The organism is Janthinobacterium sp. FW305-128 (genome assembly GCF_020858135.1).
Lineage (GTDB): Bacteria > Pseudomonadota > Gammaproteobacteria > Burkholderiales > Burkholderiaceae_D > Janthinobacterium.
The window spans coordinates 13,443-24,828 of sequence record NZ_JACYMK010000002.1 but is presented as its reverse complement, the minus strand read 5'-3'; the positions used below and the strand labels follow the sequence as shown (position 1 = coordinate 24,828).

Annotated in this window: 8 protein-coding genes; 5 read left to right on the top strand and 3 right to left on the bottom strand. The window is 63.9% G+C overall.

Annotated features, from left to right (window positions below; all coding sequences use genetic code 11):
- Window positions 1-292: 292 nt before the first annotated feature.
- Window positions 293-1,387: a chorismate synthase gene (gene aroC, locus IGS60_RS04820; protein ID WP_070224428.1), complete on the bottom strand. Its 1,095-nt coding sequence runs from the start codon at window positions 1,385-1,387 to the stop codon at window positions 293-295.
- Between the two features lie 560 nt (window positions 1,388-1,947).
- On the opposite strand from aroC, the gene IGS60_RS04815 reads away from it, so the two are divergent.
- Window positions 1,948-4,209: a bifunctional diguanylate cyclase/phosphodiesterase gene (locus tag IGS60_RS04815; protein WP_070291631.1), complete on the top strand. Its 2,262-nt coding sequence runs from the start codon at window positions 1,948-1,950 to the stop codon at window positions 4,207-4,209.
- A 67-nt stretch (window positions 4,210-4,276) separates the two neighbouring features.
- On the opposite strand, the gene IGS60_RS04810 is transcribed toward IGS60_RS04815, so the two are convergent.
- On the bottom strand, window positions 4,277-4,723 hold the full coding sequence (locus IGS60_RS04810; protein WP_010398828.1) for a CBS domain-containing protein: 447 nt from the start codon (window positions 4,721-4,723) through the stop codon (window positions 4,277-4,279).
- A 129-nt stretch (window positions 4,724-4,852) separates the two neighbouring features.
- Window positions 4,853-5,476: a 2OG-Fe(II) oxygenase gene (locus IGS60_RS04805; RefSeq protein WP_070291630.1), complete on the bottom strand. Its 624-nt coding sequence runs from the start codon at window positions 5,474-5,476 to the stop codon at window positions 4,853-4,855.
- A 294-nt stretch (window positions 5,477-5,770) separates the two neighbouring features.
- Between IGS60_RS04805 and IGS60_RS04800 the strand changes: the two genes are divergently transcribed.
- Genes IGS60_RS04800 through IGS60_RS04785 form a run of 4 tightly spaced genes read left to right on the top strand, consistent with a single transcriptional unit; the run spans window position 5,771 to window position 11,350 of the window.
- Window positions 5,771-7,081, top strand: a complete 1,311-nt coding sequence (locus IGS60_RS04800; protein WP_230502732.1) for an O-acetylhomoserine aminocarboxypropyltransferase — start codon at window positions 5,771-5,773, stop codon at window positions 7,079-7,081.
- Window position 7,082: 1 nt separating this feature from the next.
- The gene (locus IGS60_RS04795) at window positions 7,083-7,901 is read left to right on the top strand and encodes an alpha/beta fold hydrolase (protein WP_230502730.1); all 819 of its coding nucleotides are present in this window, start codon (window positions 7,083-7,085) and stop codon (window positions 7,899-7,901) included.
- Window positions 7,902-7,922: 21 nt separating this feature from the next.
- A complete protein-coding gene (locus IGS60_RS04790; RefSeq protein ID WP_230502728.1) occupies window positions 7,923-9,329 on the top strand; it encodes a PoNe immunity protein domain-containing protein in 1,407 nt (468 codons plus the stop codon).
- A 29-nt stretch (window positions 9,330-9,358) separates the two neighbouring features.
- Window positions 9,359-11,350 (top strand): WG repeat-containing protein, encoded by a 1,992-nt coding sequence (locus IGS60_RS04785; protein ID WP_230502727.1) that lies wholly within the window; start codon window positions 9,359-9,361, stop codon window positions 11,348-11,350.
- The last annotated feature ends 36 nt before the right edge of the window (window positions 11,351-11,386 follow it).

The following is an 11,386-nucleotide window of genomic DNA, read 5'->3' as shown; positions in this document are numbered from 1 at the left end:
ACAACATTCCATGGCATGGGTCGCGGGTCGAATTAAGGCCGCAAGCCCGTCATCCGACAGCATTCCATGGCATGGGTTGTAGGTCGGATCAGGGCCGCAGGCCCGTCATCCGACAACATTTCATGGCATGGGCCGTAGGTCGGATCAGGGCCGCAGGCCCGTCATCCGACGACATTCCATGGCATGGGTCGCGGGTCGAATTAAGGCCGCAGGCCCGTCATCCGACAGCATTCCATGGCATGGGTCGTAGGTCGGATCCGGGCCGCAGGCCCGTCATCCGACAACATTCAATTTACTTCAGCTTCGGCGTATTCACGCTGACATCGCCGCATTGCGCGCGGTGCATCAGGGCGTGGTCGATCAGCACCAGCGCCAGCATGGCTTCGGCGATCGGCGTGGCGCGGATGCCCACGCAGGGGTCGTGGCGGCCGAACGTTTCCACCATCACGGGATTGCCCTCTTTATCGATCGAGCGGCGCGGCGTGCGGATCGACGACGTCGGCTTGATGGCGATCGACACACTGATGTCCTGTCCCGTCGAGATACCGCCCAGTACGCCGCCCGCGTTATTGCCGATAAAGCCTTCCGGCGTCAGTTCGTCGCCGTGCTCGGAACCCTTTTGCGCCACCGAATCGAAGCCGGCGCCGATTTCCACGCCCTTGACGGCATTGATGCCCATCATGGCATAGGCGATGTCGGCGTCGAGCTTGTCGTAGATGGGCTGGCCCAGGCCGACCGGCACGTTTTGCGCGATCACGTCGATGCGCGCGCCGATGGAATCGCCGTCGCGGCGCAGCTGGTCCATCGCCGCTTCCATGCGCGCGATCAGGTCCGCGTCGCCGCTGGCGGCAAAGAACGGGTTCGCATGCACGTGCTCCCACGACTGGAACGGCACGGGAATATCGCCCAGCTGGCTCATGCAGCCCTTGAACGTGGTGCCGTACTGCTGCAGCAGCCATTTCTTGGCAATCGCCGCCGCGCCCACGACGGGTGCCGTCAGGCGCGCCGACGAGCGCCCGCCCCCGCGCGGATCGCGCACGCCGTATTTATGCCAGTAGGTGTAGTCGGCGTGGCCGGGGCGGAAGCTTTCCGCGATATTGCCGTAGTCCTTGCTGCGCTGGTCTTCATTGCGGATCAGCAGCGCGATGGGCGTACCCGTCGTCACGCCCTGGTACACGCCGGAGAGGATTTCCACGGTATCCGATTCCTGGCGCTGCGTCACGTGGCGCGAAGTGCCCGGCTTGCGGCGGTCCAGCTCGGGCTGGATATCGGCTTCCGACAGGATCAAGCCCGGCGGACAGCCATCGATCACGCAGCCGATGGCCGGACCGTGCGATTCGCCGAAAGTGGTAACAGTAAACAGCTTGCCAAAAGAATTGCCGGACATAGTAGGAAGTGGTGAGGACTGGAAAACTCAATTCTACCAGCCTGCGGGGCATGCCATGCCGCTAATGCCAGGCCACTGCCCGATATTTACCCGCCACCCACCCTCCCGCCGCGCCTTTCGCCCCGCCCCAAACCGCCATTTTAAAATCCCGCGTTATTTTTTCGCATAAAAAATACCAAATAAGCGTCGCAATCATGCAATGCAAGAAATATTGCCCTACAGAATAGACTTAAAAAAACATTTTGCTTATTAAATAGCTATATACTTGGATCAGAGCGCGGCACACAATACTGAACGCCAACCCAGATTTAGGCTGCGCCGAGAGCACGTCACAAAATGCCCAGGGCCAGGCGTCGTTGCCGAAGACAGTACGCAAGTACGGCGAGGCAACGCAACGATAGTTGAGTGCTGTTTTTCGTTGTTCCAGAGTGCATCAGAAATGCCCAGGGCTAGGCGTACTGCCGAAGACAGTACGCGAGTACGGCGAGGCAGTACAACAACGCCATGGACATTTCTGATGTGCTCACGTTCCGTATTGAGTCATCCTGGAGAAGCTATACATGCCCGCACCGATCATCCCCCTTGACGCCAACAAGGACGATCACGACGACCTGGTATTCCTCGATGAGCAACCAGCGGCGTCGCTGGCCGTCGCACAGCGCAGCGTCTGGCGGGTGATGATCATCGACGACGATGAAGACGTCCACTCCACCACCACATTCGCCCTGGGCAATCTGGAAATGCAGCACCGCCCGCTGGAATTCGTGCATGCGTATTCGGCCGGCCAGGCGCGCGAACTGCTCAAGCATGAAGACGACATCGCCGTCATCCTGCTCGACGTGGTCATGGAACAGGATGACGCGGGCCTGCACCTGGTGCGCTACATACGCGAAACGCTGAAAATGACGGACGTGCGCATCATCCTGCGCACGGGCCAGCCCGGCTATGCGCCGGAAATCGACGCCATCCGCGATTTCGACATCAACGACTACAAGACCAAGTCCGAACTGACGCGCATCAAGCTGTTTACCACGGTGACGGCGGCCATCCGCTCGTACGAGCAGATCCGTTCAATCAACAGCAGCCGGCGCGGCCTGGACCGTATCGTCCACGCCAGCACGCAGCTGATGGCGCTGCATGGCGTACAGAATTTCTCGGCCGGCGTGCTGGCGCAGATCGCCGACCTGCTGGGCACCCGGGCCGACGGCGTGCTGTGCGTGCAGGACTTGCAGGACAATGGCAGCAAGGAGCTGCTCGTTTCGGCCTGCACGGGCAGCTTTTCCAGCCTGCCGCACAGCGCCCTGTGCGGCCTGCAAAACCCGCGCGTGATGGCCGCCATCGAGCACACGCTGGCGCAGCGGCGCAATGTCTACGCACACGACTACGCCACGCTGTACTTCGCGGGCAAGGCCGGCCGCGACGCGGCCGCCTACCTCATGCTGCCGCGCCCCCTTTCCGCCATCGATGAAAGCCTGCTGGAAGTATTCTGCAGCAACGTCGCCGTGGGCCTGGACAACGTCGAGCTGGTATCGCACCTGCACAACGCCGCCTTCTACGACCAGTTGTCGAAGCTGCCGAACCGCACGCGCCTGGTGGAAATTCTCGACGCCACCCTGGCCGGCCCCGCGCGCGACGACGCCACGTTGTCGCTGGTCGACCTCGACCACTTTGCCGAAACCAACGACGCGCTGGGACACCAGTTCGGCGATACGCTGCTGATCGCCGTGGCGGGCCGCTTGCAAACCCAGCTGGGGCCGCAGCTGACGGTGGCGCGCCTGGGCGGCGATATCTTTTGCGTGCTGGGCGACTCGTCCCAAGTCAACCCAGGCAATATCCTGGCCCTGTTCCAGCCGCCGTTCTGCATCGATGGCCAGGACGTGCAGCTGTCAGCCACCCTGGGCCTGGTGCGCCTGGGCGAACATGCGGGCACGGGCGCCGATGCGCTGAAGGATGCCGACATCGCGCTGAAACGGGCCAAAAGCCAGCAGCGCGCCGGGCATTTCTATTTTTCGCGCAGCATGGGCATCGAAATCCGAGAGAGAGTCCGCATGATGCACGCGCTGCGCACGGCTTTCAGTCAGGACCAGCTGTTTGTCGTGTACCAGCCGCAAATCGACCTGACCACGCGCCGGCCCGTAGGCGCCGAAGCGCTGCTGCGCTGGCAGACGCCGGACGGCAAGTTCATCTCGCCCGACCGCTTCATCCCGATCGCCGAGTATTCGGGCATCATCATCGACCTCGGCGAATGGGTGCTGCGCACGGCGTGCCGCGAACTGGTGCTGCTGCGCGAGCAGGGCCACCGCAACTTCGTCATGTCCGTCAACGTGTCGCAAGTGCAGTTCCGCCACCCGCTGTTCCTGGAAATGCTGCGCGCGGCGCTGGAAGAAACGCAGGCGCCGCCCGAATTCATCGAGCTGGAAATCACGGAATCGATGGCCATGGAAGAGCCGGACTTATTGATCAAGATGCTGTGGCAGATCAAGCAGACGGGCGTGAGCATCGCCATCGACGACTTCGGCACGGGCTTTTCCTCGCTGTCCTATTTGCAGCGCCTGCAGGTGGACCGCCTGAAGATCGACCGCGCCTTCGTCACCGAGATCACGGGATCGGCGCGCGGCAGCAGCATCGCGGAAATGGTCATCCAGCTGGGCCGCAACCTGGGCCTGGCCGTGATCGCCGAAGGCGTGGAAGACGAGCGGCAAGCACAGATTTTGCAGGCGCTGGGCTGCCCGATGGCGCAAGGCTTTCTGTTCGCCCGCCCCATGACGGCTACGGCGCTGGGCACCTGGCTGAACAACGAAGCGCTGCAGGGCGCGGCATAGGTTGCACCTTGGATCGCGAATGCAAAACGCCGGCAATCGCCGGCGTTGTTTTTACTGCATCGTGGTATCAGTCCGTCGTTTCGGCCGGCCAGTCGCGAATGTACGCTTTCAACATCTGGTTTTCAAAGCTTTGCGCTTCGAGCACGGCGCGCGCCACGTCGTAGAAGGAAATGACGCCCAGCAAGGTCTTGGCATTCATGACGGGCAGGTAGCGCGCGTGCTTTTCCAGCATGATGCGGCGCACTTCATTGACTTCCGTATCCGGGGTCACGGTGATCGGGTGGTCATCCATGTGCTTGCGCACGGTGCCGCCGCCGATCTGGCCCGCGTTTTCATGCAAGGCGTTCAACACTTCACGGAAGGTCAGCATGCCGACCAGGTCGCCAAATTCCATGACCACCAGCGAACCGATGTCTTTTTCAGCCATGGTATTGGCCGCGTCAAGCAGGGGCTGGTCAGGCGTGACCGTGTAGAGGATATTGCCCTTGACTTGGAGAATTTCAGATACTTTCATATTGGCCGTCCTGTCCGCGTGATTGGTATTTTAGTTATTCTAAGCCCTTACTGCGACTGTAGCCTATGCCTGCGGAAAAATCCAGCCTTGCGCGCAATCAAATCGAGGGGGATTGCGCGCAACTTTTCATCAGCCCCGGCGGCGGAACCACCCGGCAATCGAGAGGCGCTCGCGCGCCGTCGGCAACACTTCGTGCAGCATCTCGCCCGACATGAACATGGCCATGCGGCCCGCCTGCGGCAAGATATCCACCTGAGCGCCATCCTGCGGGTGCAGGCGCAGCGCGCCGCCATGTTCGGGCAGCCAGTCGTCGTTCAGGTACAGCACGACGGACACGGTGCGCTTGTCGTCGTCGCGGAATCGGTCCAGATGGGCCCGGTAAAAGGCGCCCGGCGCGTACAGGGCGAAATGGCTTTCATACTCTTCCAGCCCCAGGAACAGCTCACGGTTGAGCACGAGGCGCAGCGCTTCCATGTGTGCCAGGTAGCGGTCGCACGCGCTTGACCTGCCCGTTTCCAGCCATTCGATATGGTCGCCCCGGATGTCCGGCTGCAGCAGCGGCGCATGGCCGCTGCCCACGCCGGCGCCCTTCATCTTGCCGCTGAGCATGGATTGCACGCATTCGGCGGCCAGCTGGCGGCTCAGTTCAGGGGAGATGAAATGCTCTTGCATGAGCCAGCCTGCCTGGCACAGGCCGTCGACGATAGAGGGTCCGGGTACGGCAAGGGAGCCGTCGAACGATATTGCGGGCATAAAATCTTTCCTGGTGGACATGCATGAGAGTGCGCCTGAAGCCCAGGATTTCGTTCGCTTGCAACTGCTTCCCTGCGGCGCGGCGCACGCGCACAGCTAAGACAGCCCGAATATCGCTGATACGATATCGTACCACCGCCGCACCGCGCCGGTCACTTTTTTTACACTTCAGGTTACACGCGAGCTGAGCCTGACCGTCCGCCAGCACGGCCCCATGCGCCCTGCACAGGAGCCCTTTTGCTCAGCTGCAAATCAGGTTACGATCTTGCCACTATAAAACTTGGCGGAGACACCATGAGCGGCCCGAAATACCCCGGTTTCGATACCTTATCCCTGCATGCGGGCGCCGCGCCCGACCCGGCCACGGGCGCGCGCGCCACGCCCATCCATTTCACGTCCTCGTTTGCCTTCAAGAGTTCGGACCATGCGGCCTCGCTGTTCAACATGGAGCGGGCCGGCCACGTCTACTCGCGCATTTCGAATCCCACCAACGCCGTGCTGGAAGAGCGCATCGCCGCCCTCGAAGGGGGCGTGGCCGGCATCGCCACGGCCAGCGGCCAGGCCGCCATGCACCTGGGTTTATGTACCATCGCCGGCGCCGGCTCGCACATCGTTGCCTCGCGCGCCCTGTACGGCGGCTCGCACAACCTGCTGACGTATACATTAAAACGCTTCGGCATCGAGACGACCTTCGTCGACCCGCGCGACGTGGATGCCTGGCGCGCCGCCATCCGCCCGAATACCAAAGTGCTGTTCGCGGAAACCCTGGGCAATCCCGGCCTCGACGTGCTCGATATCCCGACCATTGCCGCCCTGGCGCACGAACACCAGCTGCCGCTGATGCTCGATTCGACGTTCACCACGCCGTATTTGCTGCGCCCCTTCGAGCATGGCGCCGACCTGGTGTTCCACTCGGCCACCAAGTTTTTATGCGGGCACGGTACGGCCATCGGCGGCTTGCTGGTCGATGGCGGCACTTTTGATTGGCAGGCGGCCTACGACCAGACGGGCCGTTTCGCCGAACTATGCGAACCGTATGAGGGCTTTCACGGCATGGTCTTCGCCGAGGAATCGACGGTGGCACCGTTCGCCCTGCGCGCGCGGCGCGAAGGCTTGCGCGACTTCGGCGCCGTCATGAGTCCGCACAACGCCTTCGCCATCCTGCAAGGCATCGAAACCCTGGGCTTGCGCATGGACCGCCACGTGGCCAATACGCGCAAGGTCATCGATTTCCTGCTGGCCAATCCGGCCGTGGAATCCGTGTCCTACCCGGAACTGCCGTCGCATCCCGATTACGAGCTGGCGAAAACCCTGCTGCCGAAGGGCGCGGGCGGCGTCTTCACCTTCCGCCTGCACGGCGACCGCGCGGCGGGCCAGCGCTTCGTCGACAGCCTGAAGATCTTCTCGCACCTGGCCAACGTGGGCGACGCCAAGTCGCTCGTCATCCACCCCGCCTCCACCACGCACTTCCGCGTGCCCGACGATCAACTGGCGCAGGCAGGCATCACGCAGGGCACCATGCGCCTGTCGGTGGGCCTGGAAGACGCCGACGATTTGATCGAAGACCTGGTCCGTGGCCTGAAACTGTCGCAGAAAGGCGCCTGACATGCAGCTCACCATCGACAACGCCACGGCCTACTGCTACACGGGCGGCAAACCATTCAACCCGCACCAGCCCACGGCCGTCTTCATCCACGGCGCGCAGAACGACCATAGCGTGTGGGCCTTGCAGACGCGCTATTTCGCCCACCACGGCTGGAACGTGCTGGCCGTCGACTTGCCGGGCCATGGCCGCAGCGGCGGCGCGGCAAAGGATAATGTGGCAGACCTGGCGCGCTGGATACTCGCCGTGCTGGACGGGGCCGGCGCATCCAGGGCCATGCTGGTCGGCCACAGCATGGGTTCATTGATCGCGCTGGAAGCGGCATTCCTGGCGCCGGATCGCGTCAGCCACCTGGCCATGCTCGGTTCCACCTACCCGATGAAAGTCTCGCCGGCGCTGCTGGAAACGTCGCTCAACGATGAACAGGCGGCCATCGACATGGTCAATATCTGGTCGCACTCGTCGATCGCACAAAAGCCGTCGTTTCCCGGCCCCGGCTTCTATGCCATGGGCGGCGCGCGGCGCCTGAAACAGCGCATCGCCGCGCTCAATCCCGCTCACGTGTTTCACACGGATTTTTCTGCCTGCAATGCCTACGCGAACGGCGAAATCGCGGCCGCTTCGGTACACTGCCCCACTTTATTCATTTTCGGCGCGCGCGACATGATGACGCCGCCCAAATCGACCCGCTGGCTGACGTCCGCCATCGCGCATGGCAAGGTGGTGCAGGTCGACAGCGGGCACGAATTGATGGCCGAGCAGCCGGACGCCGTGCTCGACGCGCTGTTTGCGTTTGCGCAAACGGCAGCGGCAGCGGCATGAACGCTTTTTTAGGATAGATGCATGATGTTGTTGAATACCCTGTTTGAAGAATTGACCGGCCGCGGCAGCGGCACGGAAGCGGAGCGGCACGAACGCTACAACTGGCTGCAACAGCTGCGTTTCAATAACCCGCAAGCGGACGAAGGCGGCCCCATGGCCGGCATCCCCAGCTACCACTGGTTCCGGCTGCCGCAGGTGCTGGTCGTGGCAGGCCAGCACACGGACCTGCTGGTCGGTACGATCAACGCGCAATACCTGGTCTTCGAGGGCCGCCACGCGGCCGCGTTTGCGGCCGAACTGGACCTGCAATACGATGCCAACAACCGCATCGACCGCCCCGGCGGCCTGGACGAACTGCTCGACGCCTATGAAGAGCAGGCGGACGGCAGCTGGGCCACCCTGCCGAACGAAGCGCCAGCGCCGCCGCTGACGGGCTGGGACGACGTGTACTTTCGCGTGCGCGACCTCAGCGACGGCAAGGCCATCCAGAGCGTGACCACCATCGCCTACGAAAGCAGCCGCTTCCCCGGCTATACCCTGCTGGGCACGACCCTGGTGGGCGCGGGCGCCATCGTCCACGACGACGAGACGGCGGCATATTTGCAGCAAATCTTCGCCGACTGGGCCATCCAGCGCGAGTGCGCCGATGTCTGTCTGCCAGCGCAGGAACCGTGGCCCCACGCGCCGCGCCAGACGCCGCCCGCGCCTTTCGGTACCCCCTTCGATTTTGCGCGCAACCTGGCCTATCTTGACGCCCTGCTGGCCGCCTATGAACGCGCCCAGGCGCAGGCGGAAGTCGACGGCGGCGACGCCGCCTATTGGGCGTGCGCCGCCGCCAGCGTGGCTTACCAGGTCTTCTCGCTGCGCTACACGGCCGGCCTGCCCTTGCCTGACGTGGAGACGGCGCTGGAAGCGGCCATCGCCGCCTGCGAAACGGCGCGCGCGGCCCTGGCCGCCGCCTACGATGACGATGCCCTGCCCGCCTTTGATTTCGAACAGTTGACGGACTATGCGCGCACCCTGCAGCTGCTGGGCGCGGCCCTGCTGTTCGGCCGCCACGACCTGGCCATGCGCCTGGCCGCCCTGCAGACGGCCTTCGATGGCGAAGACGGCGTGTACGAAGCGCTGCTGTCGACCATCGATGCGCAGCGTCCCGCCGTCGACGAATGGTATTTCGCCGAACCCTATTCCGCCCTGTTCGAGTGCCTGGACGCGGACGACCCGGCGCAGCAGCTCGAGCACCTGCAACACTACCTGGCCAGCTGGCATGGCGCGCTGGTGCACGAAGACTGGTTCAACGGCCATTTGCGCGCGCACGGCCTGGGCGGCTACTACGGCCTGTGGGCCTTCGAGGCGGCCGCCGTGGCCAAACACCTTGGCCTGGAGCGCAGCGCGCTGGCCCACTGGGTGATGCCGCCCACGCCCTGAATGCCCCGTTTACTTTTAGATAAATATCAATGATCAATACCGCAGCCCTGTTCGGCACCGCATTTTTACCCGGCCAGGCCGGCTTCGACATCGAGACGATCACGGGCCTGGCTGAATGGCGGCTGGACGTACCCGTGCTGTTCAAGCTGCTCATCGGCGCCGGCACGCAAGCCGTCGCCTGGCCCATCTACGGCGATGGCGAAGACTGCCCCTGCGTGCTGGCCGCGCCGATGGCGCAGGCGCAGGCCAGCTGGCAAGCATTATCAACGCTGATGGACCGGCCGCGCGACGCGGCCGCCATCGTCGCGCGCAGCGCCATCAGCAGCCTGCTGGCCAGCGGCCAGGCGTGGCTGATCCTCGATTGCGTGCAGCTGATCGCGCACGATATCGGCACGCCGGAGTACGCGGCCGCGCTCGAGGCCCTGCGCGCCGAGGCGCATGCCCTGCACTCTGCCCTGCAGCGCGGCGACCGGGACGCGTTGGCGCCGCTGCTGGCCGCTGGTTCCGCATCGCCTGCGACCGGCTACTGGTCGGCGTCCGCCAGCGCGCAACTGGCCGATGTCGAGGAACTCGATGCGGAAGATGTACCGTTCCTGCAAGGTCTGGAAGTGGCGGGATGGGAGGAAGACGCGCTGTGCTATGCAGTCAGCGACGCCGCTGAACCGGACGTCGCCGGCCTGGTCACGCCCTATGGCCGCTGGATCGTGCCGCTGTCGCAGCGCTATGTCGACCTGGGCGTTTACTACGCGGACGATGGCTGGATCACCTTTGCCACGGCGGACACCTCCGATGCACACGGCGTGCTGGACCTCAACGGCACGGTGGTGCTGCCGCCATCCCCCGGCGCCCTGTACGTCATCAGCCCCCATCTGGTACAGAGAATCGCGCCGGACGGCGCCAGCAGCCTGCTGCGCCTGCCCGACGGCGCGCTGCTGATGGACGGGGTGGACAACATCTGCCAGCGCGACGATGGCTTGATCGACATCGAACGCCAGACGGGCGATGACGACGAGCGCAATGTGCACGGCGTGGTCGACACCACGGGCAAGGTGGTGGTGCCGGCCTCCTACAGCTCCGTGCAGGATTTCGGCACGAAGAAGAAAATCGCCATCGTCAGCCAGCGCATCGGCGGGCGCTTCCTGTTTGGCCTGGTCAATAGCCAGGGCGAGCTGCTGGCGCCCTGCCAGTACGAAGCCATCGATAGCGCCACCACGTCGTCGCCGCCCAAGCTGCGCAAGAATCTGATCTTCGCCATCGATGCGCAAGGCCTGGCCTGCATGCTGACGCCCGATGGCAAGCAGGCGTTTACGCCGCTATATCCGCCCGCCCACCACTTGCGCGGCGTGGCCGTGCAAAGCGACTTTTTATATGTGGTCAACGATGGCATGGCCTGGAGCATGGATTTCACGGGCCAGCTGCTGGAGCAGTTCGACACCGTGGAGAACTTCAAGGCGGCCATCACGGCGCAATTGAGCGAGTCCATCGGCCTGGGCAAGAAAAAACCCGCCAAGCGCCGCAGCTTCACGCCGGCGCAGATCCTGGCCAAGGCCGACCGCGAGCAGTTGCGCAGCATGGCCGCGCTGCTCTTGCTGGGCGATGCTGCACTGGCCGCACGCTGCGTGGACATCACCCTGGAAGAACTGACGGAAGACGACCCGGAAGAGGAATACGAAGGCGAGACGCCCGAAGCGGCGTGTTTCTTCCTGCTCTGGTCCACCGCCGCCGATGCGCTGGGCCACGGCACCACCCTGGACTGGAAATCGGTCGATGAAGTGCCACGCATCGCCCAGCACATCGGCCTGCCCGCGCTGCGCGATTTTTCGTGGGCGCAGCGCGAGGATGGCGACGCGATGGCCGAAGGCCTGGCCGCCATCGCCACCCACCTGGCGCCGCATCAGCTGCGCCTGGTGAACCTGCACGGCGGCGAAGATACGTATTATCTGGGCGTGGTACGCACGCAGGATGCGGCCGCGTTCAGCAAGGCGGCACTGCAGGCGGCCCTGCGGCCCGTGCTGCTGTGACGGCTTGCCAGCCCGTCTGCTGATATCGCACCCGGC

Coding starts and splice junctions, on each gene's coding strand:
- aroC (WP_070224428.1), bottom strand. CDS start 1,387: ATGTCCGGCAATTCTTTTGGCAAGCTGTTTACTGTTACCACTTTCGGC.
- IGS60_RS04815 (WP_070291631.1), top strand. CDS start 1,948: ATGCCCGCACCGATCATCCCCCTTGACGCCAACAAGGACGATCACGAC.
- IGS60_RS04810 (WP_010398828.1), bottom strand. CDS start 4,723: ATGAAAGTATCTGAAATTCTCCAAGTCAAGGGCAATATCCTCTACACG.
- IGS60_RS04805 (WP_070291630.1), bottom strand. CDS start 5,476: ATGCCCGCAATATCGTTCGACGGCTCCCTTGCCGTACCCGGACCCTCT.
- IGS60_RS04800 (WP_230502732.1), top strand. CDS start 5,771: ATGAGCGGCCCGAAATACCCCGGTTTCGATACCTTATCCCTGCATGCG.
- IGS60_RS04795 (WP_230502730.1), top strand. CDS start 7,083: ATGCAGCTCACCATCGACAACGCCACGGCCTACTGCTACACGGGCGGC.
- IGS60_RS04790 (WP_230502728.1), top strand. CDS start 7,923: ATGATGTTGTTGAATACCCTGTTTGAAGAATTGACCGGCCGCGGCAGC.
- IGS60_RS04785 (WP_230502727.1), top strand. CDS start 9,359: ATGATCAATACCGCAGCCCTGTTCGGCACCGCATTTTTACCCGGCCAG.